The 26,794-nt window shown below is 63.1% G+C and carries 23 protein-coding genes, 1 tRNA gene and 1 pseudogene; 16 read left to right on the forward strand and 9 right to left on the reverse strand.

Annotation, left to right across the window (positions count from 1 at the left end; all coding sequences use genetic code 11):
- Positions 1–148: 148 nt before the first annotated feature.
- Complete coding sequence (locus tag NKI21_RS26720; protein ID WP_013529716.1) at positions 149–616, reverse strand: Hsp20 family protein; 468 nt, start codon at positions 614–616, stop codon at positions 149–151.
- 480 nt (positions 617–1,096) lie between these two features.
- Here NKI21_RS26720 and NKI21_RS26725 point away from each other — a divergent pair, with 480 nt between their 5' ends.
- Positions 1,097–2,074 carry an alpha/beta fold hydrolase gene (locus NKI21_RS26725; RefSeq protein ID WP_352440930.1) on the forward strand — a complete coding sequence of 326 codons (978 nt, stop codon included), beginning with the start codon at positions 1,097–1,099 and terminating at the stop codon, positions 2,072–2,074.
- 98 nt (positions 2,075–2,172) lie between these two features.
- On the opposite strand, the gene hisN is transcribed toward NKI21_RS26725, so the two are convergent.
- Positions 2,173–2,946 carry a histidinol-phosphatase gene (gene hisN, locus NKI21_RS26730; protein WP_023810077.1) on the reverse strand — a complete coding sequence of 258 codons (774 nt, stop codon included), beginning with the start codon at positions 2,944–2,946 and terminating at the stop codon, positions 2,173–2,175.
- A 327-nt stretch (positions 2,947–3,273) separates the two neighbouring features.
- Positions 3,274–4,215, reverse strand: a complete 942-nt coding sequence (locus NKI21_RS26735; protein ID WP_128303129.1) for an N-formylglutamate amidohydrolase — start codon at positions 4,213–4,215, stop codon at positions 3,274–3,276.
- Between the two features lie 163 nt (positions 4,216–4,378).
- Between NKI21_RS26735 and cpdR the strand changes: the two genes are divergently transcribed.
- Positions 4,379–4,741, forward strand: a complete 363-nt coding sequence (gene cpdR / locus NKI21_RS26740) for a cell cycle two-component system response regulator CpdR (RefSeq protein ID WP_006199474.1) — start codon at positions 4,379–4,381, stop codon at positions 4,739–4,741.
- A 116-nt stretch (positions 4,742–4,857) separates the two neighbouring features.
- Positions 4,858–4,932: transfer RNA gene (locus NKI21_RS26745), tRNA-Val, on the forward strand.
- A 154-nt stretch (positions 4,933–5,086) separates the two neighbouring features.
- Here NKI21_RS26745 and NKI21_RS26750 read toward each other — a convergent pair.
- Positions 5,087–5,293 carry a hypothetical protein gene (locus NKI21_RS26750; protein ID WP_023810079.1) on the reverse strand — a complete coding sequence of 69 codons (207 nt, stop codon included), beginning with the start codon at positions 5,291–5,293 and terminating at the stop codon, positions 5,087–5,089.
- A gap of 185 nt (positions 5,294–5,478) precedes the next feature.
- A complete protein-coding gene (locus tag NKI21_RS26755) occupies positions 5,479–6,633 on the reverse strand; it encodes a dihydrodipicolinate synthase family protein (protein WP_023810080.1) in 1,155 nt (384 codons plus the stop codon).
- A 237-nt stretch (positions 6,634–6,870) separates the two neighbouring features.
- On the opposite strand from NKI21_RS26755, the gene NKI21_RS26760 reads away from it, so the two are divergent.
- From NKI21_RS26760 to NKI21_RS26820, 13 genes and pseudogenes are all read left to right on the forward strand, one after another.
- Positions 6,871–7,929, forward strand: coding sequence for a LacI family DNA-binding transcriptional regulator (locus NKI21_RS26760; protein ID WP_023810081.1), 1,059 nt, complete (start codon positions 6,871–6,873; stop codon positions 7,927–7,929).
- Complete coding sequence (locus NKI21_RS26765) at positions 7,926–9,527, forward strand: acyl CoA:acetate/3-ketoacid CoA transferase (protein ID WP_128303132.1); 1,602 nt, start codon at positions 7,926–7,928, stop codon at positions 9,525–9,527. Before NKI21_RS26760 ends, NKI21_RS26765 begins: the two co-directional genes overlap by 4 nt.
- Positions 9,520–10,296, forward strand: a complete 777-nt coding sequence (locus NKI21_RS26770; RefSeq protein ID WP_128303133.1) for an enoyl-CoA hydratase/isomerase family protein — start codon at positions 9,520–9,522, stop codon at positions 10,294–10,296. The genes NKI21_RS26765 and NKI21_RS26770 overlap by 8 nt, the downstream gene beginning before the upstream one ends.
- A 10-nt stretch (positions 10,297–10,306) precedes the next feature.
- Positions 10,307–11,817: pseudogene (locus NKI21_RS26775) on the forward strand (aldehyde dehydrogenase family protein).
- Between the two features lie 57 nt (positions 11,818–11,874).
- Entirely contained in the window at positions 11,875–13,128 is a 1,254-nt protein-coding gene (locus tag NKI21_RS26780; RefSeq protein WP_352440928.1) for an ABC transporter substrate-binding protein, read from the forward strand.
- Positions 13,129–13,232: 104 nt separating this feature from the next.
- Positions 13,233–14,189 carry a carbohydrate ABC transporter permease gene (locus NKI21_RS26785; RefSeq protein ID WP_352440927.1) on the forward strand — a complete coding sequence of 319 codons (957 nt, stop codon included), beginning with the start codon at positions 13,233–13,235 and terminating at the stop codon, positions 14,187–14,189.
- Positions 14,186–15,130 (forward strand): carbohydrate ABC transporter permease, encoded by a 945-nt coding sequence (locus NKI21_RS26790; RefSeq protein ID WP_023810088.1) that lies wholly within the window; start codon positions 14,186–14,188, stop codon positions 15,128–15,130. Before NKI21_RS26785 ends, NKI21_RS26790 begins: the two co-directional genes overlap by 4 nt.
- A 4-nt stretch (positions 15,131–15,134) precedes the next feature.
- Positions 15,135–16,250 carry an ABC transporter ATP-binding protein gene (locus NKI21_RS26795; protein ID WP_023810089.1) on the forward strand — a complete coding sequence of 372 codons (1,116 nt, stop codon included), beginning with the start codon at positions 15,135–15,137 and terminating at the stop codon, positions 16,248–16,250.
- Positions 16,251–16,338: 88 nt separating this feature from the next.
- On the forward strand, positions 16,339–17,856 hold the full coding sequence (locus NKI21_RS26800) for a GMC oxidoreductase (protein ID WP_352796425.1): 1,518 nt from the start codon (positions 16,339–16,341) through the stop codon (positions 17,854–17,856).
- Positions 17,853–18,614, forward strand: coding sequence for a 3-ketoacyl-ACP reductase (locus tag NKI21_RS26805; protein WP_128303139.1), 762 nt, complete (start codon positions 17,853–17,855; stop codon positions 18,612–18,614). The genes NKI21_RS26800 and NKI21_RS26805 overlap by 4 nt, the downstream gene beginning before the upstream one ends.
- A 12-nt stretch (positions 18,615–18,626) precedes the next feature.
- Positions 18,627–20,255: a GMC family oxidoreductase gene (locus tag NKI21_RS26810; RefSeq protein WP_352796422.1), complete on the forward strand. Its 1,629-nt coding sequence runs from the start codon at positions 18,627–18,629 to the stop codon at positions 20,253–20,255.
- 17 nt (positions 20,256–20,272) lie between these two features.
- Complete coding sequence (locus tag NKI21_RS26815; RefSeq protein ID WP_352774445.1) at positions 20,273–20,581, forward strand: Dabb family protein; 309 nt, start codon at positions 20,273–20,275, stop codon at positions 20,579–20,581.
- Between the two features lie 152 nt (positions 20,582–20,733).
- Positions 20,734–21,969 carry an MFS transporter gene (locus tag NKI21_RS26820; protein WP_081738768.1) on the forward strand — a complete coding sequence of 412 codons (1,236 nt, stop codon included), beginning with the start codon at positions 20,734–20,736 and terminating at the stop codon, positions 21,967–21,969.
- A gap of 7 nt (positions 21,970–21,976) precedes the next feature.
- Here NKI21_RS26820 and NKI21_RS26825 read toward each other — a convergent pair whose 3' ends face one another.
- From NKI21_RS26825 to NKI21_RS26840, 4 genes are all read right to left on the reverse strand, one after another.
- Positions 21,977–22,822 carry an EamA family transporter gene (locus tag NKI21_RS26825; RefSeq protein WP_013529691.1) on the reverse strand — a complete coding sequence of 282 codons (846 nt, stop codon included), beginning with the start codon at positions 22,820–22,822 and terminating at the stop codon, positions 21,977–21,979.
- Positions 22,819–23,721 (reverse strand): endonuclease/exonuclease/phosphatase family protein, encoded by a 903-nt coding sequence (locus tag NKI21_RS26830; protein WP_352796418.1) that lies wholly within the window; start codon positions 23,719–23,721, stop codon positions 22,819–22,821. Before NKI21_RS26830 ends, NKI21_RS26825 begins: the two co-directional genes overlap by 4 nt.
- 166 nt (positions 23,722–23,887) lie before the next feature.
- Positions 23,888–25,438, reverse strand: a complete 1,551-nt coding sequence (locus tag NKI21_RS26835) for a cation:proton antiporter (protein ID WP_352440921.1) — start codon at positions 25,436–25,438, stop codon at positions 23,888–23,890.
- 273 nt (positions 25,439–25,711) lie between these two features.
- Positions 25,712–26,776 (reverse strand): ABC transporter ATP-binding protein, encoded by a 1,065-nt coding sequence (locus tag NKI21_RS26840; RefSeq protein WP_023810097.1) that lies wholly within the window; start codon positions 26,774–26,776, stop codon positions 25,712–25,714.
- Positions 26,777–26,794 lie beyond the last annotated feature (18 nt).

Raw genomic sequence — 26,794 nt, forward strand, 5'->3', positions numbered from 1 at the left:
ATACTGCTATTATACCACCTTTCCGTGTCAAAACCACTTCGCGGGGCGGCTCCGCGCCCCGGTGGCTGCTAAATAATATCTATTCTTTTTAAAAAAAAACCCCCCCCCCCCCCCCCCCCCCGCTTCCGTCTCGGGAGGAGACTTGTATTTAGGCAGCGGTCTTGGCCTCGATCTGCTTGGCCTTGGCCGAAGACGCCGTAATGGCGATCTTGCGCGGCTTCAGCTCCTCGGGGATGTTGCGCTTGAGGTCGACGAACAGAAGGCCGTTCTTCAGCGAAGCACCGACAACTTCGACGTGGTCGGCAAGCTGGAAGCGGCGTTCGAAAGCCCTCGAGGCAATGCCGCGATAGAGCAGCTCAGAGCCTTCGCCGGTACCCTCGTCCTTGCGCTCACCCTTCACGGTCAGCACGTTGCGATGGGCTTCGATCGAGATTTCCTCGTCCGAGAAACCGGCAACGGCCATCGAGATGCGGTAGGAATCCTCACCGGTGCGCTCGATGTTGTAGGGCGGATAGGTCTGCGCGCCATCCGGCTGCGCAAGCGAATCGAGCATCGTGAACAGACGATCGAAGCCGACGGTAGAGCGATAAAGCGGGGAAAAATCAACGTGACGCATGAGGTGTTCTCCTGTTGAGCAACATGGTTTGCGTATGGCCGGTGCGAAACCCTTGAGCGGCGTTTCGGATGGGCCAGCGGCCCCGACATTGGCGACCGCACGAGACATTTGGGGAGCGCTGGAAAGCATTTCAAGATTTCACCTGGCGGCAAAAGCCACGGCGGCCGGTCCCTTGATGAACGGCAGATGAACCGGCACTTCGGCGCGCGTTCAGGCAGCCGGCGCTAGGGTGCATTTCAGGATCAAGGACTGGCGGCGCCGATTGCACAACAGGCACCGCAACGAGGCCGACCGGGTGTAACGTCCCTTCCTCCCGGATCGACAGAGGCCGGAAGCACGCTTTCGAGCGGCTTCCGGCCTTCCCTGGTGCAGCCTCCCCTTCACCGGGAATTCCTTGGCTTTTGGCGCATGGGCGTCTATCACCTTAGCGGAGCCGGCCAGCGCAGGCGGGCATGCGAGACGCCGAGCACGAAGCGCCGAATGACGGATCTTTTCACCGAAAACTCCCTTTTTCACGAAATCGAGGGCAATCCGCGGCCGGAAAATGCCACCGGCGGCTTCTTCACCACGCGTGACCGCAAGAATATCCGCTACGGCCTGTTCGGCGCAGTCGCTCGCCCGATGAAGGGCACCGTGGTCCTGCTCACCGGCCGCAACGAGTGCATCGAGAAATATTTCGAAACCATCCGCAACCTTGCCGATCGCGGCTTTGGCGTCGCCACCCTCGATTGGCGCGGCCAGGGCGATTCCGACCGGCTGATCCGCGATCACCAGCGCGGCTACGTCAGCAGCTTCCGCGACTACACCGCCGACCTCGAACAATTCTTCGAGGAGATCGTGCTGCCCGATTGCCGCGGACCGTACTACATCCTCGCCCATTCGGCAGGTGCCTTGATCACCCTGCTTGCCGCCCCGTCGATGGTGAACCGCATCCGGCGCATGGTGCTGATCGCGCCCTTCCTGACGCTGCCCGACCTGCCGGTCTCGATCTCGACGGTTCGCCGCGTCTGTTCTCTGTTCTGCGCTCTCGGCCTCGGCCGGCTCTATGCCGCCTGGGGTCCGCGGCCGAAGGTGACGGCCCCTTTCGAGACCAACAAGCTGACGTCTGACCCGGTACGCTATCGACGCAACACGCGGCTCTATGAAGAACATCCGCAACTGGCGCTTGGGGGTCCGACGATCCGCTGGCTGCGGGCAGCCGCGAAAGCCTCCGAAGCTGTCAGCGACCCCGACTTCATGGCAGGAATTCAGGTCCCCCTGCTGATAATCGCCGCCGGCGCCGACCAGGTCGTCTCGACCAGGGCCGTGGAAACCTACGCCAGGCGTCTGCGGCTCGGTTCGCTGCTGATGATCGATGGCTCCCGTCACGAAATCCTGCAGGAAGCCGACATCTACCGCGAGCAATTGCTCGCCGCTTTCGACGCCTTCATTCCCGGGAGCGACGACCCCACAGCCTGACAGGCGCCGGTCGCTGGCCCGCTCCCCAAGGGGTGCCGCCGGCAGTAAAACGACTGCTTCAAGCGGTCGGCATCACCTGAATGGCAGCGGACGCTCGTTTAGCCGCGCAAGGCGGCCATGGCGGCGGCATGAAGCTCCGGCGTCGCCGCCGCGAGCACATCGCCGCCCTGTTCCGCCGGCCCGCCATCGAATGTGGTGACGACGCCGCCTGCCTTTTCGATGATCGGGATCAGCGCCACGATGTCGTAGGGCTTCAATCCGGGATCGGCGACGATGTCGACGCTTCCCGAGGCGATCATGGCGAAGGCATAGCAATCGGCGCCGTAGCGGGCGAGCTGGATCTGTCTTTCGAATGCATCGTAACGGTTGCGCGCCTCGCCCTTGAACAGGGCCGGCGTGGTGGTGAACAGCGTCGCCTGGTCCAACTTCGTCGTCTTGCGGGTCGTCAGTTTTCGCGGCCCGCCTGGCCCCTCATAATGGGAGCCCGAGCCGTTGGCGTAGAACAGCTCGCCGGTGAAGGGTTGCGCCATCATGCCGGCAACGGCGTCGCCGTCGATCGTCAGCCCGACCAGTGTGCCCCACACCGGCAGGCCGGAAATGAACGCGCGCGTGCCGTCGATCGGGTCGATCACCCAGACATGCCGGCTCGAAATGTTCTCGCTGCCATGCTCTTCACCAAGAATGCCATGGTCGGGATACTCAGCAGAGATCAGCGCCCGGATGGCGCGCTCGGCCTCGCGATCGGCCTCGGTGACCGGATCGAAACTGCCCTGTTCCTTGTTGGCGACCGCACCTTGGCTGCGAAAGCGCGGCAAGGTCTCCGCCGCTGCCACCTGCGCGATGCGGCGCATGAAACCGACACTGATGTCCAACTGATTCTCCCGCACTGCAGCATGTCCGAGCCGTGCTCTGCCGCCAATTTCGTACCAAAACAAGAGTGTTCGACGACTTTTCCGTGACGGCATCTGTTGCCCGGATGTCACACGAGCGTCGTCGAAACGCAATTTCCACATCAGAGTGAATTAAAAAAGCCTCAAGGTCGCTTGACATTTGTGCAGCGCACAATACCCTTGATCTCGGACAGGGTTTCCTGTCCATGCCCTCCTTGGGCGTTTCCTCCCTAGACTTCGACCGTATCGTGCAAACGATGCGGTCTTTTTTTACGCCGCGATTTCACTCTGCGGCCAACGGCCGGTCGCTCACTCGGCGGCTAGCGGCAGGTCGATGAAATGATGGTCGGGCATCGACATCAGGTCGGCTGAGAACCGCGTCAGATCATCGGCCAGCGCATCGAAGCCGGCGGCCTTCTCGAATGTCCGCTCGTTCATATAGAGCCCGCGATTAACCTCGATCTGCAGCGCATGCAGATGGCGCGCCGGGCGGCCGTAATGCTCGGTGATGAAGCCGCCGGCATAGGGCTTGTTGTGGGCAACCGAATAGCCCATGGCGCTGAGCAGGCCGATCGCGGTCTCGGTCAGGGCGGCGGTTGCCGAGATGCCGAAGCGGTCGCCGATGATGAAGTCGGGCCGCAGACCGCTGTCGCCGACACGGATGCTCGCCGGCATCGAATGACAGTCGATCAGCACGGCAAAGCCGAACCGCGCATGGGTTCTGGTCAACAGCCGCTTCAGCGTCTCGTGATAGGGCTTGTAGACGGCCTCGATGCGGGCGATCGCTTCGGCCAGCGGCAGGCGGCCGGAATAGATGTCGAGCCCCTCGCCCACCAGCTTCGGCACCGTGCCAAGCCCGCCGGCCACCCGCGCCGAGCGGATGTTGCAGAAAGACGGCACTGGCTCGGCGAACATGCGCGGATCGAGTTCCCACGGCTCGCGATTGACGTCGAGATAGGCGCGCGGAAAATTCGCTGCCAGCAACGGCGCGCCTAGCGCCACGGCGCCGCCGAACAGCTCATCGACGTAACAGTCTTCCGACCGGCGGATGGCGTTGCGGTCCAGCCTTGCCATGGCAAGGAAGCGCTCCGGATAGTAGCGGCCGCTATGCGGTGAGTTGAAGAGGAAGGGGACGCGCTGCTCGACGCCCGACCGGATTTCGAAGGGTGGAAAGACCGAAAAATCCTCGGCTGCCGTCTTCAATTTGAACGAACCCGAAAACACCAGTGCATCATGATGTGAAAGTGCCACCTTGCAAGCCTCGTGTCCAGCATTTCGGCCGCAGCACACGCCCGGCAAATATGGATCATCCCCGTCAGCGTTCACTTGATGTTTACCCTCACCTCCTCATATACAGGATGGTTAACGGGTTTGCCCAACGGCAATCTCGGGCGGGTGATTCGGACGGGATATCATGGCACGCATTCTTCTGGCGGAAGACGACGACGATATGCGTCGGTTCCTCGTCAAGGCGCTGGAGCGCGCCGGTTACCAGGTCAGCGATTTCGACAATGGCGCCAGCGCCTATGAGCGGCTGCGCGAGGAACCGTTCTCGCTGCTGTTGACCGACATCGTCATGCCGGAGATGGACGGCATCGAACTGGCGCGCCGCGCCACAGAGATCGATCCTGATTTGAAAGTCATGTTCATCACCGGTTTCGCCGCCGTTGCGCTGAACCCTGATTCCAAGGCGCCGAAAGACGCCAAGGTGCTGTCGAAACCGTTCCATCTGCGTGACCTCGTCAACGAGGTCGAGAAGATGCTGCAGGCGGCCTGAGCCGTTTTTCAAGCGAGGCGCCGCACCTCTTCGCCACTGCGGCGAGACGACGCCTTCTTTCCTTTTTCCTGCTATTGACGCGCTGGATCAAAAATGGTGTATGCGCGGCTTCGGATGGGCGTGTAGCTCAGCGGGAGAGCACTGCATTGACATTGCAGGGGTCACAGGTTCAATCCCTGTCACGCCCACCATCCAACCAGACGATCAGACTTGAATCGGCATCCTGGCCCGCTCGCCCGAGCTGGACAATTTTCGTTCGCCCAAGGGAAGCTGGACACTGGCGAGTTTTTCGAGCGCAACGCGCCCGTCCCGGCGTTTGACCGGAACGGGCCGCACTCGATCAGATCATTGCGGCGCTGGATCTGGCGTATTTCCCGGCCTGTCGCCGCCGCCCTTGCCTTCGCGACAAGGCTCTCCGAGACCGCAGCATTTGCCGTTGTAGGTGACGCCAGGCTTCAGCTTGTCGCATTCCCTGGGAGCGGTTGTCTTGCAGCCGGCCAGCACCGAAACGGCGATAGCGGCCAAAAGGACGTTTCTTGAAACAGTAAACATCAGACGTTCTCCTTGATGGACCATGTTTGGACACATCGCTTGGTCGCGCCTCGAGAGAAATTGGTTCACAAGAAAATTGGTGACGCGAAAACCACCCTCGCGGTCGTTCGACAGCGGAAACACCTGGGCAGGCGCAGCAATCGCGTGGCGACGCGTCCTCTTCGACCGGTCAGCCTTTCCGCGCTTCAGATGCCCGCGACGGTGCAAAGGCTCTTCATTCTGGCTACCGCCAGATCGGGATCAGCGAGCAATCCTGCCTGGTCGGCAAGGCGGAACACGTCGGCATAGTGACGGATGCCGCGCGCCGACTGCATGCCGCCGACCATCGCAAAATGGTCCTGATGGCCATTCAGCCAGGCCATGAAGACGATGCCGGCCTTGTAGTACTCGGTCGGCGCCTCGAAGATTTTTCGCGATAGCGGCACGGTCGGCGCCATCAATGTGTCATAGCCGGCGCGGTCACCCTCCGCCAGTTTCGCCAGCGCTGCATTGGCGACCGGCGCAATCGCATCGAAAATACCGAGCAGTGCGTGCGAGTGTCTTTTCTCGTCGCCGGCGATCAGTTCGGGATAATTGAAATCGTCGCCAGTGAACATGACGACGCCGTCCGGCAGACGGTTCCTCAGCGCGACCTCCTTGCCGGCATCGAGCAGTGAGATTTTTATCCCCTCCACCTTGCCAACGTGGCGTTCGATGATGGCAACAACTGTATCGAGAGCAGTCTCGAAATTCTCGCTGCCCCAATAGCCCCTGAGCGCCGGATCGAACATGTCGCCCAGCCAGTGCAGGATGACCTTGCCGGATGCTTGGGACAGGATGCGGTCGTAGACGCCGACATAGTCGTCCGGCCCCTTGGCCACTGCCGCCAGTGCCCGGCTGGCCATCATGATCGCCTTGCCGCCCAAGCCTTCGATGAAAGCGAATTGCTGCTCATAGGCGGCGATCACATCGTCCAGCGTCCTGGCGGCGGCGGGCGCCAGATGGTCGGTGCCGGCACCCGAGGCGAGATCGGCGCCATCGACGGTACGCGCCTCGGCGATCGAACGGCGGATCAATTCCTGCGCGCTTGCCCAGTCGAAGCCCATGCCGCGCTGCGACGTGTCCATCGCTTCGGCGATGCGGAATCCCAGCCGCCACAGATGGTGACGGAACGCCATCGTCCTGTCCCAGTCGACCACCGGCCTGGACCACGGATCGGTCATGGCGAGCGGATCGGCAACGACGTGCGCAGCGGCATAGGCAATACGCGAAAATCGCGCGCCGATGTCAGACTGCACCGGTTCGCCGACCAGCGTGTACCGGGTGCTGCCGCCACCCTCACCAGGCAAGGAAATGTCCATCGATCTCTCCCTTCGCAACGCTACTAAATGGAACGTTCCAATAAATCAAGAACCTTTAAGATTCGGGCTCCACGGCAGGAAGAATGCTGCATTGCAACACAAATCCTCGTGGAGCAAGCCATTTGAGTACGCACAATCGGCGTTCGAGGCGCGGGAAAATCCCGATTGACTTACGAGCGGAGCGGAGATTAGAACGTTCCAATAGTTTGGGCCTGCAATCGAGGAGGATGCATCTGGATGGCCAACCGGGCCAAGGCGACGATATTCGACATCGCCCGCGAAGCAGGCGTGTCCAAATCGACGGTATCGCTCGTGCTCCAGGGCAGCGGACTGATCCGGCCCGAAACAGCGAGCAAGGTGCGCAAGGCGATCGAGGATGTCGGTTACGTCTACAACCGCGGCGCCGCCAATCTGCGCAAGGCGCACTCCAACGTCATCGGCATGGTCATCAACGATCTGACCAATCCTTTCTTCGCCGAACTGGCGGTCGGCATGGAACGCGTCTTTCAGTCGGCCGGCATCGTGCCGTTCATCGCCAACACGGCGGAAAATCCGGTGCGCCAGGAAGAAGTGCTGAAGTCGCTGATGGAGCAAGGCGTCGCCGGTCTCATCGTCTCGCCGGCTCGCGGCACGACGCCGGGCGCCTTCAGGCGGATCGAGACGGCGGGTCTGCCGGTTGTCTTCGCCATGCGCCGGCTTCCCGAGAGCCGCATCCCGGTGATCGCGCCCGACAATCATCGCGGCGCCTATCTCGCCACCGCGCATCTGATCGGCAAGGGACATCGCCGGCTGGTCTTCTTCGGCGGCTCGTCCGACCTGGTGGTCTATCACGAGCGGCTTGGCGGATTTCGCGAAGCCTGCGAGACGCAGGGCATCGCCGCCCGCGACGCACTTGTCGTCGAGGGCGAGACCAGCCGCAGAGGTGGTATAGCGTGCCTGGAAACCGCTCTCGCTATGGCTGAGCCGCCGACCGCGGCGCTCTGCTTCAACGACGCTGTCGCCTTTGGCGCCATGCTGGCGCTGCGCAAGCGTAGGCTTGAGCCGGGAACTGATTTCGCCATCGTCGGTTTCGACGACGTGGCCGAGGCCGAGCATTACATGCCGGCGCTGACCAGCGTCGCGGTGGACTCGGCCGGCCTCGGCGAACGCGCCGCCCATGTCATGCTGAAAATGATCCAGTCGCGCACCACGCGGGCCGAGGACCATATCGGCGCGGTCAATCTGGTCGTCAGGGAAAGCTGTGGCCCGGATCGCCGCACCCGAAACAGGACGGCCGGTTCGGGGAGCATGAATTGAGCAAGGTCGTTTCGGCAGCGCAGGCAGCGGGCCTGATCAAGGACGGCATGGTCGTATCCGTGTCGTCGTCGAGCGGTCTCGGCTGTCCGGACGCGGTGCTTGCCGCGATCGGCGAACGCTTCGATGGGGAAGGCCACCCAAAAAATATCACCACACTTCACCCGATCGCCGCCGGCGACATGTACGGCATCAAAGGCATCGACCATCTGGCCAAGCCCGGCCTGCTGAAGCGTACTTTGTGCGGCTCCTACCCGTCCGGCCCCTCCTCTTCCGAACCGCCGCAGATCTGGAAGATGATCGGCGACAATTCGGTCGCCGCCTACAACGTGCCGTCCGGCATCCTGTTCGACATGCACCGCGAAGCGGCCGCCAAGCGGCCGGGCGTGCTGACCAAGGTCGGTCTCGACACCTTCGCCGACCCGCGCCACCAGGGCTGCGCCATGAACGCCGCCGCCAGCGAGCCGATCGTTTCGGTGCAGCAGTTCGACGGCGAGGAATGGCTCTATTTCCGCTCCATCGTGCCGCAGGTCTCGATCATCCGCGCCACGTCAGCCGACGAGCGCGGCAACCTCACCTATGAGCATGAGGGTGCCTATCTCGGCGGCCTCGAACAGGCACTCGCCGCCCGCAACAATGGCGGCATCGTTATCGCGCAGGTCAAGCGCGTCGTCGAAAACGGCACGCTGAAACCGCATGACGTGCGCGTGCCGGGCGTCCTGGTCGACCACATCGTCGTCGCGCCCGACCAGTTGCAGACGACGCTGACACCCTATGACCCGGCCATCTCCGGAGAAATTTTCCGGCCGCTGTCGAGCTTCCGCACGCCGGAGATGAACGTCCAGAAAGTGATCGCGCGCCGCGTCGCCATGGAGTTGCGCGACGGCATGGCCGTCAACATCGGCTTCGGTATTTCCGCCAATGTCCCTCGCATCCTTCTCGAGGAAGGACAGCACGGCAAGATTACCTGGGTGATCGAACAGGGCGCGGTCGGCGGCGTGCCGCTGCTCGACTTCAAATTCGGCTGTTCGTCGAACGCCGACGCCTTCATGCCCTCGCCGCACCAGTTCATCTATTTCCAGGCCGGCGGCTTCGACGCTTCGCTGCTGTCCTTCCTGCAGATCGATCGCCATGGCTCGGTCAATGTCTCGAAGCTTTCGGCGCGCCCGCATGTCACCGCCGGCGCCGGCGGCTTTGTCGACATCACCGCACGGGCGAGGAAGATCGTCTTCTCCGGCTTCTTCAACGCCGGCGCCAAGCTGTCTCTGGCCGATGGCGGTATCCGCATCGAGCAGGAGGGCAAGGTCAAGAAGGTGGTCAACGAGGTCGAGCACATCTCGTTTTCGGGGAAGCGCGCGGTCGCGCAGGGGCAGGACATCACCTATGTCACCGAGCGCTGCGTGATGAGGCTCACGCCGGAGGGCCTGGTCGTCACAGAACTCGCACCCGGCATCGATCTACAGCGCGATGTGCTGGCGCAGTCGGAAATCCCGTTGGGCGTTGCCAAGGACCTCAAGACGACACCGGCAGCCCTCTATCAGGAGCAACCGATAGGCCTGTCACTGAATGGCGGCGCCTCGCTCGGAGGCGCGCATGGCTGAGCCTCTCGTCACCTTCAAACAGGATGGCGCCCTCGGCATCGTCACGCTGCGCCGGCCGGAGAAATTCAACGCACTGGATATCCCCATGCTTCGCGCGCTCGAAACAGCGCTCGACGAAGCGGAAGCGGCCGACGGCGTGCGCGTCGTGCTCATCCGTGGCGAAGGCAAGGGCTTCTGCGCCGGCGGCGATGTCGAGGCGTGGGCGCGGATGAGTGCCGCCGATTTCCAGGTGCAATGGGTGCGCTATGGCCACCGCGTCTTCGACCGCTTGGCGCGGCTGCGGCAGCCGACCATCGCCGTCCTGTCCGGCCATGCGCTGGGCGGCGGCCTGGAGTTGGCTGTGGCTTGCGACTTCCGCGTGGCGGAAACACAAGTGAAACTGGGCTTCCCTGAAACTTCGATCGGTGTCGTGCCCGGCTGGTCAGGCACGCAGCGCGCCGTGCGCCGCTTCGGCGCGCAGACGGTGCGCCGCATGGCGCTCGGCGGCGAGATCTTTCTCGCCCCCGAGGCACTCGCTCTGGGCATCGTCGACCGGGTGGTCGCGACTGGCAAGGCATACGACGAAGCAAGGGCGTGGGCGGAAAAGATCGCCGAGCGCGGCCCGCTGGCGACCGAAGCCGCCAAGCTGATGATCGCGGTCGCCGAAGGCGAGGAAAGTGCCGCCGCCACCGAAGCGCTGGCCAGCGGCTTCATCGCCCTGACCGGAGATCTCAAGGCCGGCGTCGATGCCTTCAAGGCCAAGCAGAAGCCAGCCTTTTCGAGATCCTAGAGGAAAACAGATGAACGCCCCCCTCAAGATCGCCATGCCGGCCGAGGCGGCTGCGGCACCGAAAGCGTACAGACTGCTGATCGACGGCAAGCATGTCGATGCCCGCGACGGCCGCACGATTGCTCGAAATAGCCCCGGCCACGGCTTCACCGTCTCGCACTACGCGCAGGCCGGCGCGGCCGAAGTGGAAGCCGCTGTGCAGGCCGCCCACAAGGCGTTCGAGACCGGTCGATGGCCGCGCATGAAGGCAGCTGAGCGTGCCGCGATCCTGCTCAAGGCGGCTGACCTGATCGAGGGCCGGCTGGAAGAGATCGCCCGGCTCGATACACTGGAATCCGGCAAGCCGATCGCCCAGGCGCGCGGTGAGATTGGCGGCGCCGTCGACATCTGGCGCTACGCCGCCTCGCTCGCCCGCACGCTGCACGGCGAAAGCTATGCCAATCTCGGCGATGCCATGCTGGGCGTCGTGCTGCGCGAGCCGATCGGCGTCGTCTCGATCATCACGCCGTGGAATTTCCCGTTCCTGATCGTCAGCCAGAAACTGCCCTTCGCGCTCGCCGCCGGCTGCACGGCGGTGGTCAAGCCGAGCGAAATGACCTCGGCGTCGACCTTTGTGCTCGGCGATATCCTAATGCAGGCCGGCCTACCCCCCGGCGTCGTCAACATCCTGGCCGGCTTTGGTGCCGACGTCGGCGCGCCGATGGTCAGCCATCCCCTGGTCGAGATGGTCTCGTTCACCGGCTCGACCCGCGTCGGCAAGATGACGATGGCCTCGGCCGCGCAATCGCTGAAGAAAGTCTCGATGGAGCTCGGCGGCAAGAACGGTCAGGTCGTCTTCCCGGACGCCGACCTCGAAGCGGCCGCCGATGCGGCGGTGTTCGGCGGCTTCTTCAATGCCGGCGAGTGCTGCAATGCCGGCAGCCGGCTGATCGTGCACGAGGCGATCGCCGACGATTTTCTCAGCGCTGTCAAGGCGCTTACCGCCAGGGTTACGGTCGGCGATCCGCTCGATGACCAAACCAAAGTCGGCGCGATGATCTCGTCCGACCATCTGAAGAAGGTGGCCGGCTATGTTTCTGCCGCTGAAGGCGACGGCAGCCAGGTTTACAGCGGAGGCAAGCAATTGGCCTCCAATGTCGGCCAATATCTCGATCCCACCATCATTCGCGACGTCACCGAGGAGATGGCCATCGCCCGCGAGGAAGTGTTCGGCCCGGTGCTCTCGGTGCTGACATTTGAATCGATTGAAAAGGCGTTGCACATCGCCAACGACACGCCTTATGGTTTGGCGGCGGGCGTGTGGAGCGCCAGCATCGACACCTGCATGTCGGTGGCGCGTGGGGTGCGTTCGGGAACCGTTTGGGTGAACACGTTCATGGAAGGTTATCCCGAGCTGCCTTTCGGAGGCTACAAGCAGTCCGGTCTCGGACGCGAACTCGGCAAACGCGCCGTCGAGGATTATACCAGGAAAAGACAATCCAGTTTCATCGCGGCCAGCGCACCGGGTGGTGGGTCGGCTGAGTTGAGAAGAACCCGGCGGCATCCGCCGGTCGTGTAATGCAACAAGGGAGGAAGTACATGTTGCGCAAACTGCTTATCGGAACGGCTCTCGCGTCGGGCCTGGCTTTCACAGCCCACGCCGAGGACGTCAAGGAAGTCCAGATGCTGCATTGGTGGACCTCGGGCGGCGAAGCGGCTGCTCTCAACGTCCTCAAGGGCGACCTGGCCAAGGAAGGCTATGCCTGGAAGGACGTGCCGGTGGCCGGCGGTGGCGGCGATGCCGCCATGACCGCGCTTAAGGCGATGGTCGCGGCCGGCAATTATCCGACCGCCTCGCAGATGCTCGGCTACACCGTGCTCGACTACGCCGCTGCCGGCGTCATGGGCGACCTGACCGAAACGGCGAAGAAGGAAGGCTGGGACAAGTCCGTTCCGGCAGCCCTGCAGAAGTTTTCGGTCTATGACGGCAAGTGGGTCGCGGCTCCGGTCAACGTTCACTCGGTCAACTGGCTGTGGATCAACAAGGCCGTCCTGGACAAGATCGGCGGCACCGAGCCGAAGACCTTCGACGACTTCGTTGCCCTGCTCGACAAGGCCAAGGCGGCAGGGGTGATCCCGCTCGCTCTCGGCGGCCAGAACTGGCAGGAAGCCACCATGTTTGACTCCGTCGTGCTGTCGACCGGCGGACCCGAGTTCTACAAGAAGGCCTTCAATGACCTCGATGACGAGTCCCTGAAGTCCGACACGATGAAGAAGTCGTTCGATAACCTCGCCAAGCTCGTCACGTATGTCGACCCGAACTTCTCGGGCCGCGACTGGAACCTTGCCACCGCCATGGTCATCAAGGGCGATGCTCTTGTGCAGGTCATGGGCGACTGGGCCAAGGGCGAGTTCAACGCCGCCAAGAAAACGCCGGGCACCGACTTCCTGTGCTATCGCTTCCCGGGCACCGACGGCTCGGTGATCTACAACTCCGACATGTTCGGCATGTTCAATGTTCCGGACGACCGCAAGGCCGCCCAGGTCGCGCTGGCCACCGCCACCCTGTCGAAGAGCTTCCAGTCGGCCTTCAACGTCGTCAAGGGTTCGGTTCCGGCCCGTACCGACGTTCCGGACACCGACTTCGACGCGTGCGGCAAGAAGGGCATCGCCGACCTGAAGGCAGCTAACAAAGGCGGCACGCTGTTCGGCTCGCTCGCCCAGGGCTATGGCGCGCCCCCGGCGGTCGCCAATGCCTATAAGGATGTCGTCTCCAAATTCGTCCATGGTCAGATCAAGACCTCGGACGAAGCCGTGACCGAGCTGGTCAAGGCGATCGACGACGCCAAGTAAGCGCCACGCGCCAAAAACGCCTTCCCCGCTCCGGCGGGGAAGGCCCAGATCCGCGAACTTATATCCGCGAAGCTGGTTGGCCGCGAGTCGACGGGAGGAGCCCCATGAGCACGGTAGCGACAAGCCAGATCAAGCTGACGCCGGAGCATGCGTGGCCACGCGCCTCGGTGCGCTCACGCCTGCAGGACGCATTGCCGAAGATCGTGCTGGCGCCCAGCTTTGCCATCACCATCGTCTTCGTCTACGGCTTCATCCTGTGGACGATCTATTTGTCCTTCACCAATTCCAAGACCTTCCCATCCTATGTCATCACCGGCTCGCGCGCCTATCAGCGACTGTGGGGCTGGACCTTCGACACCGACCCGCCCTCGAGCTGGTACACGTCGATCACCAATATGGGCATCTTCGGCTTTCTCTACATCTTCATCTGCCTGGCGCTCGGCCTGTTCCTGGCCATCCTGCTCGACCAGAAGATCCGCGGCGAAGGCGTGCTGAGGCCGATCTATCTCTACCCGATGGCGCTGTCCTTCATCGTCACCGGCGTCGCCTGGAAATGGTTCCTCGATCCCGGCCTCGGCCTCGAGCAGACCTTGCATCAATGGGGCTGGACGAGCTTCCATTTCGACTGGATCAAGAACAAGGATTTCGTCATCTACACCGTGGTCATTGCCGGCGTCTGGCAGGCCTCCGGCTTCATCATGGCGATGTTCCTGGCCGGCCTGCGCGGCATCGACGGCGAGATCATGAAGGCGGCGCAGATCGACGGCGCCACCACCTTCCAGCTCTACCGCCGCATCGTCATCCCGCTGCTGCGGCCGATCTTCCTGTCGGCCTTCATCGTGCTCGCGCACCTCGCCATCAAGTCCTACGATCTGGTCGTGGCGCTGACCAGCGGCGGCCCCGGCGGCTCGGCCTGGCTGCCATCCAACTTCATGTATGAGTACACGTTCAAGCGCAACGAAATGGCCGTCGGCTCGGCCAGCGCCGTGATCATGCTGATGACCATCGTCGCCATCATCGTGCCGTATCTCTATTCGGAACTGCGGGAGAAGCCGCGATGAGCGCCGTCACCACTCCCGCCCGCCAGGCCTCCGGCGGCGTCAACGTCAAGGTTATCAACCGCATCGTCATCTACGGGCTGCTGGCGCTGTTTGCGCTATTTTATCTGATGCCGCTGTTCGTCATGCTGGTGACCTCGTTCAAGACCATGGACGAGATCCAGAACGGCAACATGCTGGCGCTGCCCAGGGCGCCGACCTTCGATCCGTGGCTGAAGGCCTGGGGCGAGACCTGCGTCGGCCTCACCTGCGCCGGCATCAAGGGCTATTTCTGGAACTCCATCAAGATGGTCGTCCCGGCCGTCCTGATCTCGACGATGCTCGGCGCGCTCAACGGCTACGTGCTGACCAAATGGCGTTTTCGCGGGGCAACGCTGGTGTTCGGGCTGATGCTGTTCGCCTGCTTCATCCCGTTCCAGTCGGTGCTGCTGCCGATGGCGACCATCCTCGGCAGCCTCGGCCGCTTCGGCGTCACGCTGCAGAATGCAACGGGAACCAGCTTTGGCCTCGGCAACCCGACGGTCAACCTCGTCTTCGTCCACGTCGTCTACGGCATCGGCTTCACCACGCTGTTCTTCCGCAACTACTATGAGGCGTTCCCGACCGAACTGGTCAAGGCGGCACAGGTCGACGGCGCCTCCTTCTTCCAGATCTTCCGGCGCATCATGCTGCCGAATTCAATGCCGATCTTCGTCGTCACGGTGATCTACCAGTTCACCAACATCTGGAACGACTTCCTGTTCGCCTCGGCTTACGCCGGCACCGGCGACGCGATGCCGATGACGGTGGCGCTCAACAACGTCGTCAACACCTCGACCGGCGTCGTCGAATACAACGTCAACATGGCCGCCGCGATGATCGCGGCACTGCCCACCCTTCTCGTCTATGTGCTCGCCGGCCGCTACTTCGTGCGTGGTCTCATGGCTGGCGCCGTCAAAGGATGATCTGATGGCTTTTCTGGAAATTGATGGTCTGAGAAAGCGCTTCGGCCAGGTCGAGATCCTCAAAGGGATCGATGTCGAACTCGAGAAAGGCGGCTTCCTGGTGCTGGTCGGCCCTTCCGGCTGCGGCAAGTCGACCTTGCTCAACACCATCGCCGGCCTGGAGACGATCACGTCTGGCGAAATCCGTGTCGACGGCCGCACCATCAACGATCTGCACCCCTCCAAGCGCGACATCGCCATGGTGTTCCAGAGCTATGCGCTCTACCCGAACATGACGGTGGCCGGAAACATCTCGTTCGGCATGGAGATGCGCGGCGTGCCGGCGGCGGAGCGCCAGAAGGCCATCGACAAGGTGGCCAAGGTGCTGCAGATCGGCCACCTCTTGCAGCGCAAGCCGAGCCAGCTTTCGGGCGGCCAGCGCCAGCGCGTCGCCATGGGCCGGGCGCTGGTGCGCGACCCAAAACTGTTCCTTTTCGACGAGCCATTGTCCAACCTCGACGCCAAGCTGCGCGTCGACATGCGCATCGAAATCAAGCGCCTGCACGCCACCACCGGCACCACCATCGTCTACGTCACGCACGACCAGATCGAGGCGATGACGCTGGCCACCAAGATCGCGGTCATGCGGGATGGCGAGGTGCAGCAGTTCGGCACCCCGGCCGAGATCTACAACAACCCGAGCAATCTCTTCGTCGCCGATTTCATGGGCTCGCCGGCGATGAACCTGATCCCGGCGACCATCGGCACGTCAGGCAATGCGCTGTCGGTCGTGCTGCAGCGCGAGGCGCGCGAGCCGATCTCGCTGCCGATGGCGAATGCGCCGGCGGGCCTGTCGGCATTCCAGGGCAAGCCGATTATCTTCGGTGTCCGCCCCGAAGCCCTGACCGATCCGGAAGGTGCCGAGCGCAACGCCTCGCACATCGCAACCGCCGACTGTCACATCGAGGTCGTCGAACCGGCCGGCTCGGATACCTTCGCCGTCACCAATCTCGGCGGCAAGGGCGTGGTGGCGCGGCTGCGCGCCGATGCCAACATCCAGCCGGGCACCAACACGCCGCTCGCCTTCAACCTGACCAAGGCGGTGTTCTTCGATCCGGCGACCGAGACCCGTATTCGCTAATGTATGTCGCCCAAAAGTGGATCCGGTTTTGGGGCAACGACATGCATCAAAACAAGAAACTAAAGCGCGTCGGGACGCGATTTAGGCCATGACAAATCCGGACATCGTCATCATCGGCTCCGGCATTGGCGGCGCCACGATCGCCTCCGGCCTTGCCGGCAGCGGCGCCTCGATCCTGATGCTGGAGCGCGGCGAGCCTTTGCCGGCGACGCCGCACACACGTGACACGCGCTCGATCTTCGTCGATGGCCATTATCGGCCGAAGGAGATGTGGCGCGAAGCCGGCGGTGCCGCCTTCAATCCGGGAAATTACTACTATGTCGGCGGCAATTCGAAATTCTACGGCGCGGTGCTGATCCGCTACCGCAAAGAGGATTTTGCCGCCATGGAGCATTTCGGCGGCGTCTCGCCGGCCTGGCCGTTTTCCTATGACGAGTTCGAGCCCTGGTATTCGAAAGCCGAACAGCTGTTTCGCGTGCGCGGCACGCTGGGCGAAGATCCGACCGAGCCGTTCCATTCGGTCCCCTACGCCTATAAGCCGGTGCCCGACGAGGCACCGATTGCCCGCGCCCGCGCCGAACTTAAGGGGCTCGGCCTGCATCCCGCCTCGCTGCCGCTCGGTGTCGACATCGAAACCTGGCTGAAGGAGGGCAAGACCGGCTGGGACGCGTTTCCCAACACCGGTCAGGGCAAGGTCGATGCGCAGACCGGACCGCTGACGGCGGCGCTGACCGACCAGAACATTCGGCTCGAGACTGGCGCCTATGTTGAATATCTCGAAGCCTCGGCGAATGGCAAAACCATCGCCGCGATTCACTATCGCCAGAACGGCGAACTGAAGAAGGTGTCGCCGAAGCTGGTCATCCTCTCCGCCGGCGCGGTCAATTCCGCCGTCATCCTGCTGCGCTCGCCCTCGCCCAACAACAGCAAGGGAGGTGGCAAAGGCCTAGCCAACCGCTCCGACCAGGTCGGCCGCAATTTCATGAACCACAATTCAAGCGCCATGCTGGCGATCGACCCGCGCCGCCGCAACGATGCCGTCTACCAGAAGACTTTGATGCTGAACGACTATTACCTGTCCGACGGCAAGGGCGGCAAGCCGCTCGGCAACGTCCAGCTTCTCGGCAAGATCGACGGCAACATGCTGCAGGCCAACGTCAAGTATACACCGAAATTCGCGCTCGATTTCATGGCCGGCCATGCCGTCGACTGGTACCTGATGTGCGAGGATTTGCCCGATCCGGAAAGCCGCATCATGGTTGATGGCAAGGACATCGTCATGCAATGGCGGCGCTCCAACATGCAGTCGCTCGACGGGCTGACCAAGGTGATGCGCGAGAATTTCCGCGCCTGCGGTTATCCCATCGTTCTCTCACGCCCCTTCGACAAGCGCACGCCGTCGCACCAATGCGGCACGATAAAGATGGGGGACGATCCGGCGACGGCGGCGCTCGATCCGTTCTGCCGCTCCTTCGATCACCGGAACCTGTTCGTTGTCGATGGTAGTTTCCTTCCGAACTCGGCGGCGGTCAATCCGGCATTGTCGATCGCCGCGCAGGCGCTCCGCGTCGCGGACCACATCCGCAAGACGGACCTCGCCGCATGACCCGCCCCTCCGCCATCGTCACCGGCGGCGCGCGCGGCATCGGCCTTGCCTGCGCCCAGGCGTTGGCGGATGTCGGCTTCGATATTCTGATCGCAGATCTTGCCGAAACAGCCGCTGATGGACTTGCCACCGACATCACCAAGCGTGGCGCGAAGTTCGCCTATGTCCGTTGCGACATCGCCGATCTCGCCAGCCACACCGCACTTGTCGATGCCGCGATGCGCGCCTTCGGCCGTATCGACTGCCTGGTCAACAATGCCGGCATCGGCGCCGTGGTGCGCGGTGACCTCTTGGACCTCAAGCCGGAGAATTTCGACCGCACGCTGGGCATCAATCTGCGCGGCACCGTCTTCCTCAGCCAGGCCGTCGCCAAGGCGATGCTGGCTGCGCCAGGCGATCACCAGAGGTCGATCATCACCATCACCTCGGTCAGCGCCGAAATGGCATCGTCGGAGCGACCGGATTACTGCATCTCGAAAGCCGGGCTTTCGATGTGGGTGAAGAACCTGGCGCTGCGGTTGGCGCCCGAAAACATCGGCGTGTTCGAGGTGCGCCCCGGCATCATCCGCACCGACATGACTTCAGGCGTGACCGCCAAATACGATGCCCTCATCGACAGTGGACTGGTGCCGGCCAAACGCTGGGGCGAAGCATCGGACATCGGTGCGGTGGTGGCGACGCTCGCCGGCGGCAGGCTCGGCTTTTCGACCGGCTCGATCATCAATGTCGATGGCGCCCTCTCCGTGCCGCGACTATAAGTGGACAGTGTCATGACCGACTACATCATCGTGGGCGCCGGTCCGGCCGGCTGCGTTCTGGCCAACCGATTGAGCGAGGATCCGGCAAATTCGGTCCTGCTGCTGGAAGCCGGCGGCAAGGACTGGCATCCCTATATCCACATGCCTGCCGGCTTTGCCAAGATGACCAAGGGTATTGCTTCCTGGGGCTGGTCGACCGTGCCGCAGAGTCATATGAAGGACCGCGTCTTCTGGTACACGCAGGCTAAGGTGGTCGGCGGCGGCTCGTCCATCAATGCCCAGATCTACACGCGCGGCAACGCCCGCGACTACGACGACTGGGAGAAGGAAGAAGGCCTCGCCGGCTGGGGCTATCGCAATGTATTGCCCTATTTCAAGCGCGCTGAGAACAACCAGCGCTACGCCAACGATTTTCACGGTGACCAGGGCCCGCTCGGCGTCTCGAACCCGATTGCGCCGCTGCCGATCTGCGAGGCCTATTTCCGTGCCGGGCAGCAGATGGGCATCCCCTTCAACCCGGACTTCAACGGCGCTGCCCAAGAAGGCGTCGGCTATTACCAGCTGACCCAGAAGGATGCCCGGCGCTCGTCCGCTTCAGTCGCCTATTTGAGGCCGATCCGCGCCCGCAAGAACCTGACCGTCCGAACCGATGTGCTGGTGACGCGCATCGTCGTCCAGAAGGGCCGCGCCATCGGCGTCGAAATTGTCGACAGACCGGGCGGCGAGAAGAAAATCCTGCGCGCCGAGCGCGAGGTGATCGTCTCGTCCGGCGCCATCGGCTCGCCGAAACTCTTGATGCAGTCGGGCATCGGCCCCGCCGACCATCTGAAGTCGGTCGGCGTCACGCCGGTGCACGACCTGCCCGGCGTCGGCTCCAACATGCAGGACCATCTTGATCTGTTCGTCATCGCCGAATGTACGGGCGATCACACCTATGACAACTACGCCAAGCTGCACCGCACGGCCTGGGCCGGCCTGCAGTATCTGCTGCTGAAGAAAGGGCCGGTGGCCTCCAGCCTGTTCGAGACCGGCGGCTTCTGGTACGCCGACCCGACCGCCGCCTCGCCCGACATCCAGTTTCATCTCGGCTTGGGTTCCGGCATCGAAGCCGGCGTCGAGAAGCTGAAAAACCCTGGCGTCACCCTGAACTCGGCTTTCCTGCGTCCGCGTTCGCGCGGCACGGTGCGGCTGAAGAGTGCCGACCCGGCCGACCACCCGCTGATCGATCCGAACTATTGGTCCGATCCCTATGACCGCGCCATGTCGATCAAGGGGCTGCGGCTGGCCCGCGAGATCATGCGGCAGAAGGCGCTTGCCCCTTACGTGCTGCGCGAGGTGCTGCCCGGCCCGTCACTCGCCAGCGACGACGAGCTGTTCGACTATGCCTGCCGCAGTTCCAAGACCGACCACCATCCGGTCGGCACCTGCCGCATGGGCCATGATGATATGGCTGTCGTGACGCCGGATCTGCGGCTGCGCGGCATCGAGGGCCTGCGCGTCTGCGACGCCTCGGTGATGCCGCGCGTGCCTTCATCCAACACCAATGCGCCGACCATCATGGTCGGTGAAAAGGGCGCCGACCTGGTCCTTGGCCGCGAGCCGCTGCCGCCGGCGGTGTTTTCCGGAAACCGGGCTGCTTAGCCACTGAGGAGTAAGACATGATCAGGCACTGTGTTTTCGTCAAGCTGCGCAACGATGTCGACGCCACCGAGCGCACGGCGATCCATGCCGATCTCGAGGCGCTGCGACAGGTGATCGACGGCATGGACGCAGTAAAATTCAGCGCCAATGTCAGCCCGGAGCCGTTCGCACGCGGCTTCACCCACGGCTTCACCATCGATTTCCGCGATGCTGCCGCGCGCGATGCCTATCTTGTGCATGAAGCGCACCAGCGCGCCGGCGCGCGCCTGTTCGCTGCCCTGGAAGGCGGCACGGACGGACTGCTGGTGTTTGATCTCGAAATCTAAACCTACCCTCAAGCCACGATCGAGTTCATCGACAGATGGCACCGGTCGGTCTCATCGCACCTTCCGCCATTCCTGCGGGCGTTCGATCAAATGAGCCACGCGAAAACGTGACCACCGGTCTTCCCTGAACTGGCCGATAATTCCCCCCATCGATGATGATGGAGGAAGATTTGCCCCTTAATTCGCAGCAGAAGAAGACCGTCCTTGCCTCATTCCTGGGCTGGACGCTCGATGCTTTCGATTTCTTCCTTCTGACATTCCTGCTCACCGATATCGCGACCGAATTCCACGCCGACGTGCCCGCGGTCTCCAAGGCGCTGTTCCTGACCTTGGCGACACGCTTCATCGGCGCGTTCTTCTTCGGCATGCTTGCCGACAAATACGGGCGCAAGCCGATCCTCATGCTCAACATCGTCAGCTATTCGGTGATTGGCGCGCTGGCCGCCTTCTCGCCCAATCTCGGCATATTCCTCGCCCTGCGTGCTTTGTTCGGCATCGCCATGGGCGGCGAATGGGGGCTTGGCAGTTCGCTGGCCATGGAGTCCATTCCGCCGAGCGCACGCGGCATGGTCTCCGGCATCCTGCAATGCGGCTATCCGGCCGGCTATCTGCTGGCGGCGGTGGTCTATGGTCTGCTCTATCAGCAGACGATCGGCGGCTACACGATCGGCTGGCGTGCCATGTTCCTGCTCAGCTTCGTGCCGGCGCTGATCGTGCTCTTCATCCGCTCGCATGTGCCGGAATCGCCGGCCTTCGTCGAAGCGCAGAAGACCGCGAGACCGGGCATGTGGGAAACCCTGCAGAAACACTGGGGCGTCGCGCTCTATGCCGTCGTGCTGATGATGTTCTTCAATTTCTTCAGTCATGGCACGCAGGACCTCTACCCTACCTTCCTGAAGAAGCAGCACGGCTTCGATCCGCATACGGTGAGCTGGATCACCATCGTTGCCAATATCGGCGCCATCGTCGGTGGCCTGGCGTTCGGCGCGTTGTCCGAGAAGATCGGCCGCGTCAACGCCATCACCCTGGCGTGCCTGATCGCCCTGCCGTCTATTCCGCTGTGGGCCTACAGCACCACGCCGTTCATGCTCGCCATCGGCGCCTTCGTCATGCAGGTCGCGGTCCAAGGCGCCTGGGGCGTCATCCCGGTGCACCTCAACGAGCTTTCGCCTGGCGCGGTGCGGGCGACCTTGCCCGGTTTCATCTATCAGGCGGGTAATCTCGCCGCATCCTATGGCGGACCCTATCAGGCAGGAATCGCGGAAAGCGCCGGAGGCAGCTATGGCTATGCCCTGGCGCTGTTCGCAGGCGTGGTCGCCGTCTGCATCATCGTCGTCATCCGCTTCAGCCCGGAACGACGTGGCCAGGTGATGACGGTCCTGACCTGAGCGGCGCCTAACCAAGCCTCAGTGCGACGACGCCGGCCACGATGCTGAGCGCGGCAGCACCGCGCCAGCCGGTCATTTTTTCGCCGAGAGCGAAGACCGAGATCATCATGGCAAACAGGATCGAGGTTTCACGCAGCGAGGCCACGGAGGCGATCGGCGCCTTGGTCATCGCCCACATGACGATCCAGTAGGCGGCCCCACTGAGCACGCCCGTGAACAGCCCTGCCTTCCAGTCGCGCGCCAGCACCGGCAGCGCCTTCGGCCCGCGGAAGATGAGGCACAGCACCAAGGCGCCAAAAGCATCGCAGATGAACAGCCAGGCTGCATAGCTCTGCGCGGTTGCCGCCAGCCGCGCGCCGCTGCCGTCGGACAGCGTGTAACTGGCAATGAAGATGGAAGTGCCCAGCGCGAAGCCGACCGCGCGCAGATTGAGCTTTTCCAGATGCGCGCCGCCACGAAACGACATCACCAGCGTGCCGGCCGACAACAGGAAGATACCGAGCATGGCGAACGGGCCGGGGATTTCGGCAACGACGAACATGCCGCCAAAGGCCGAGAGCAGAGGTGCGGTGCCCCGCGCCAGCGGATAGGTCTGGGCGAAATCGCCGGCCTTGTAGGCGCCGATCAGGAACGTCCGGTAGCCCATGTGGAAAATGACGGAGGCGATGATGTAAGGCCACACTTCCGCCTTCGGCACTTCGACGAAAGGCAGCACCACGAGTGCCGCCGCGCCCATGCCGAGCGTCATCAGCGTGATCGACAGGAAGCGGTCGAGATGCACCTTGACCAGCGCGTTCCAGATCGCGTGCATGGCGGCGGCGGCAAGCACTGCGAAGAAGACGAAAAGCGTCATGTGGCAATGCCGGGCGTTTCCAGGTCGATGTCGACCCGCAGCGGAAAATGATCCGACGCAACCTCGCCGATGTCGGCACTGATCGAACGCACCCGCCCGGCGAACATGCCGCCGACGAAACAATGGTCGAGCCGGCGTTTTGCCAGCCTGCCGTCGATGGTCTTCACATGGGTGTGGAAGTCCGGAACCGGCTCCCCGGCAACGGCGGCGGCATCGACGAAACCGTCAAGATAGGCGGCACCCCGATGGTAGGGCGTGCTGCCGACGATGCGGCGATATTCGGCGCTGCCCGGCTCCATGTTGAAGTCACCCATCCAGATCGCCGCCAGCGGGTTTTCCGGCTCCGCTTCGCCGCTGGTCCAGTTGCGCGTGGGCTCGTCGTCGACGCCGCTCCACGGCCCGCCATCGGACGGTGCCCGGCGATGCTCGGCCAGGAGATAGTCGATCTGCTCCAGCCGCTCCTCGGCCGCGATATGGGCGAGATGCAGCGACAGCACCCGCACCGGCCCTGCCGGGGTGCGGATCATGCATTCAAGTGCTGCATTGCGGGTGTTGAGCGGCCGCTGCGTACGGCGCATCGGCAGCGCATGCAGCCGCGACCAGACGATCGGCAGTTTCGACAGCACCATGGTGCCGAACTGGCGGCGCCGGTTGATCAGACGGCCGTCGCGCCTTTCGCTGGCATCCATGTCGAAGGCCGGGCCGTAGACCCAATGATAATCCGGTAGCAGACGGGAAAGCAGCTCCGGCTGGTCGTCGAAATTGCTGCGCTGCCAGTGCCGCTCGACCTCTTGCAGCGCAATGATGTCGGCGCCGGCAACGATGCGCGCGGCGCGCGAAAGATCGTAGCGGCCATCGCCGCCGAACCCGTACTGGATGTTGTAGCTGACCAGCTTCATTGCGTATCCGGCTCAATTTCGTGTTGGCAGTAGCGGTTCGATGCCACGGTTGCAATGTGCAGGAGAATGGATGTGGCTTGGACCAGCCTTGCCCTTCACCGGGATCATGCACCGATTCCGAAGCACTTCGGTATCTTCCGTGCGCCGGAAAACGGCGTGCGATGCCTTAAGTATTCAGCGGCTGGAACCGGCCGGGTGGCGACGCCGCCAGTTCGGTCCAGTCGATCTCTTCCTCAAGGCGATGATAGGCTTCGTCGCCGATCGTCCCATTGCGGCGCAATTCCTCCAGCGCGTCGCGCTGGCTCTTGATCGCATAAAGACGCAAGCGGTCATATTCGGTCGCTGCCTGGGCATCGTCGGGATTTTTGGCGATCTTGCGTTGAGCGGCATATTGCTCGCGCACCGCGGCCGCCGCGTCCGATGTCTTGCCGCTCAATATGTCGAGCGCGGCCTGCATGACCACGACGCGTGCCTGCGCAACCTCGCGGTCGACCGTTTCGTCAGGGTCGAGATTTAGCAGGCGCAGCAGCGGCTTCAGGCTCATGCCTTGCAGCACCAGCGTGCCGAGCACGACCGTGAAGGCAGCGAGCACGATCGGGTCGCGGGCCGGGAATTCAGCCGGCAGGGCGAATGCCGCCGCAAGCGTCACCAAACCGCGCATCCCGCACCAGCCGATCAGCACGCCGCCACGAAACGACGGAGCGTCACGCTGACGATCAGCTACGCCGAAGCGGCCAAACCACCTGATGATCGCGCCGCACCCCAGCACCCAGATGAGGCGTGAGACGATGACGATGGCAAGCACTGTTCCGGCCAGGACGAACACATCGGTTTGCCCCTGCCCGGCAAGCCGGCCGACGATCGTACGCGCCTGCAGGCCCATCAGCACGAAGGCCAGCACATTGAGCACGAAGACCGCCGTTTCCCAGACCGAATAAGAGCTGATGCGGTTTCTGGCCGGCATGCGGCGCGGCGCGGTGCGGGCGATCGTCATGGCATAGACGACGATGGTGATGATGGCCGAAAGGCCGAGCCTGTCGGCCAGGATCCAGACCCCGAATGTGCCGGCAAATTGCACCACGGTGCCGCTCGCCGGGTCCTCGATCCGGCCCAGCGTTATCAGAGACACCCGGCCAAGCAGGTAGCCGGCCGCAAGACTGCCGAGCGTGGACAGCAGGATCATCGGAACGGCGCTGCTCAGCAGAATGGAACCTGCTGCCGCCGAAATCGCCATCCGGTAAATCAGCAAGGCGGTGGCGTCGTTGAGCAGGCTCTCGCCCTGCAGAATGGCAGTGATGCGGTGCGGCACCTTGAACTGGCCAAGCACGGCCGATGCCGCAACCGCATCGGGCGGCGCCACGATGGCGCCAAGCGCTATGGCTGCGGCGATCGGCAGGCCTGCCATCGCCCAGCCGGCCAGCGCAACCGTCGCTGTCGTGAAAAGGACGGCGCCAAGCGCCAGCAGCACAAGCGGCACCCTGTAGCGGTTGAGATCGCGCAGCGAGGTATCATAGGCGGCATCGAGCAGCACCGGCGCGATGAACAGGGCTAGCGCCAGTTCCGGATCGATCTCTATGGTCGGGACGCCAGGCACGAAGGCGATGGCCACCCCTGCCAGCGCCAGCAAAGAGGGATAGGGAACCTGCACGCGCCGCGACAGCGCCGTCAGCGCAACGGCGATCAACAGCAGAACGAGTGTCAGTTCGAAAAGCGCCATGGCCTGTTATAGCCGGGAAGCGAGACGCTGGCAGTGGCAAAGCGGCTGGAAACTGTTGATTGGCCAGCAAGCTCGAGCCGATGGGAATATGCCTCGAATTGCCTTCCGCCGATGCCCTGCCAAATCGACAAATGCGCCGACCGCACTGACATCGAAATCACCGATAGAGGGCTCGCTTAAACCCTGCATTGCAGCCCATACCACGCGGACGGAAGCATCCTCCCGTCTTCGCAGACCGGGATGCAGCCATTCATTTTGAACAAGCGCATCAGCCTAGTGAAGCACCAGCATATCGCTCGACGAGAACGAGATCTCGGCCTTTTCACCGACTGCGGGGGGCGGTGTCGCCGGGCTGTTGAAGGTGTCGAGCGAGACCGTGTTGCCGCCGATGCCGACACGAACCCGGATGACCGAGCCGAGGAAATGCACCTCGGATATCTCTCCCGAAAGGCTGGAATCGCGGCCGGGCTGTCGTCCGAGCGAGATTGCCTCAGGCCGCAACGCCAGCGACAGCGTGTCGCCTGACTTGGAACCGTTGAGCTTGCCCTTAAGCGAGACCTGTTCGGAATTGACCCGCACCGTGCCTGCAGCCGCATCGGTGACGGTGCCTTCCAGCACGTTCAGCGTGCCGACGAAATTGGCGACAAACTTGGTCGCCGGGCGGTTGTAGATCTCGAACGGCGTGCCGACCTGCTCGGCCTTCCCGCCATACATGACGGCGATGCGGTCGGAGATCGACAGCGCCTCTTCCTGGTCGTGCGTGACGAAAATGGTTGTGATGCCGAGCTTCTTCTGGATCGAGCGGATTTCCTCGCGCAGCGACACACGCACCTTGGCATCGAGCGCCGACAGCGGCTCGTCGAGCAGCAAGAGCTTCGGCTTCGGCGCGATGGCGCGGGCCAGCGCGATGCGTTGCTGCTGGCCGCCCGAGAGCTGGTAGGGATAGCGATCCGCCATCTGCGGCAGCTTGATGATGCCGAGCATCTCGGCGACGCGGGCATCGATATCGGCCCTCGGCATGCCGGCGACCTTCAGGCCGAAGCCGATATTCTGCGCCACGGTCAGGTTCGGGAACAGCGCATAGGCCTGGAACACCATGCCGACATTGCGCTGGTTGGGCTTCAGCCTCGTAATGTCCTTGCCGCCGACGACGATCGTGCCCGCGCTCGGCTCCTCGAAACCGGCGACCATGCGCAACACGGTGGTCTTGCCGCAACCGGACGGACCGAGGAAGGAGACGAATTCACCACGCTCGACGTCAAGATTGAAATCCTCCACGACCGTGGTGGCGCCGAAGGATTTTCGAACGTGCTGGATGGAGAGGAAGGGGTCGGCCATGGCGTTCTTCTTTCGATC

The sequence above is a fragment of the Mesorhizobium sp. M0715 genome, assembly GCF_040320355.1.
Lineage (GTDB): Bacteria > Pseudomonadota > Alphaproteobacteria > Rhizobiales > Rhizobiaceae > Mesorhizobium.

Excerpts from the sequence above, each read along its gene's own strand:
- NKI21_RS26720 (WP_013529716.1), bottom strand. The coding sequence starts at position 616 with ATGCGTCACGTTGATTTTTCCCCGCTTTATCGCTCTACCGTCGGCTTC.
- NKI21_RS26725 (WP_352440930.1), top strand. The coding sequence starts at position 1,097 with ATGACGGATCTTTTCACCGAAAACTCCCTTTTTCACGAAATCGAGGGC.
- cpdR (WP_006199474.1), top strand. The coding sequence starts at position 4,379 with ATGGCACGCATTCTTCTGGCGGAAGACGACGACGATATGCGTCGGTTC.
- NKI21_RS26750 (WP_023810079.1), bottom strand. The coding sequence starts at position 5,293 with ATGTTTACTGTTTCAAGAAACGTCCTTTTGGCCGCTATCGCCGTTTCG.
- NKI21_RS26755 (WP_023810080.1), bottom strand. The coding sequence starts at position 6,633 with ATGGACATTTCCTTGCCTGGTGAGGGTGGCGGCAGCACCCGGTACACG.
- NKI21_RS26760 (WP_023810081.1), top strand. The coding sequence starts at position 6,871 with ATGGCCAACCGGGCCAAGGCGACGATATTCGACATCGCCCGCGAAGCA.
- NKI21_RS26770 (WP_128303133.1), top strand. The coding sequence starts at position 9,520 with ATGGCTGAGCCTCTCGTCACCTTCAAACAGGATGGCGCCCTCGGCATC.
- NKI21_RS26780 (WP_352440928.1), top strand. The coding sequence starts at position 11,875 with ATGTTGCGCAAACTGCTTATCGGAACGGCTCTCGCGTCGGGCCTGGCT.
- NKI21_RS26785 (WP_352440927.1), top strand. The coding sequence starts at position 13,233 with ATGAGCACGGTAGCGACAAGCCAGATCAAGCTGACGCCGGAGCATGCG.
- NKI21_RS26790 (WP_023810088.1), top strand. The coding sequence starts at position 14,186 with ATGAGCGCCGTCACCACTCCCGCCCGCCAGGCCTCCGGCGGCGTCAAC.
- NKI21_RS26795 (WP_023810089.1), top strand. The coding sequence starts at position 15,135 with ATGGCTTTTCTGGAAATTGATGGTCTGAGAAAGCGCTTCGGCCAGGTC.
- NKI21_RS26800 (WP_352796425.1), top strand. The coding sequence starts at position 16,339 with ATGACAAATCCGGACATCGTCATCATCGGCTCCGGCATTGGCGGCGCC.
- NKI21_RS26805 (WP_128303139.1), top strand. The coding sequence starts at position 17,853 with ATGACCCGCCCCTCCGCCATCGTCACCGGCGGCGCGCGCGGCATCGGC.
- NKI21_RS26810 (WP_352796422.1), top strand. The coding sequence starts at position 18,627 with ATGACCGACTACATCATCGTGGGCGCCGGTCCGGCCGGCTGCGTTCTG.
- NKI21_RS26815 (WP_352774445.1), top strand. The coding sequence starts at position 20,273 with ATGATCAGGCACTGTGTTTTCGTCAAGCTGCGCAACGATGTCGACGCC.
- NKI21_RS26820 (WP_081738768.1), top strand. The coding sequence starts at position 20,734 with ATGATGATGGAGGAAGATTTGCCCCTTAATTCGCAGCAGAAGAAGACC.
- NKI21_RS26825 (WP_013529691.1), bottom strand. The coding sequence starts at position 22,822 with ATGACGCTTTTCGTCTTCTTCGCAGTGCTTGCCGCCGCCGCCATGCAC.
- NKI21_RS26830 (WP_352796418.1), bottom strand. The coding sequence starts at position 23,721 with ATGAAGCTGGTCAGCTACAACATCCAGTACGGGTTCGGCGGCGATGGC.
- NKI21_RS26835 (WP_352440921.1), bottom strand. The coding sequence starts at position 25,438 with ATGGCGCTTTTCGAACTGACACTCGTTCTGCTGTTGATCGCCGTTGCG.
- NKI21_RS26840 (WP_023810097.1), bottom strand. The coding sequence starts at position 26,776 with ATGGCCGACCCCTTCCTCTCCATCCAGCACGTTCGAAAATCCTTCGGC.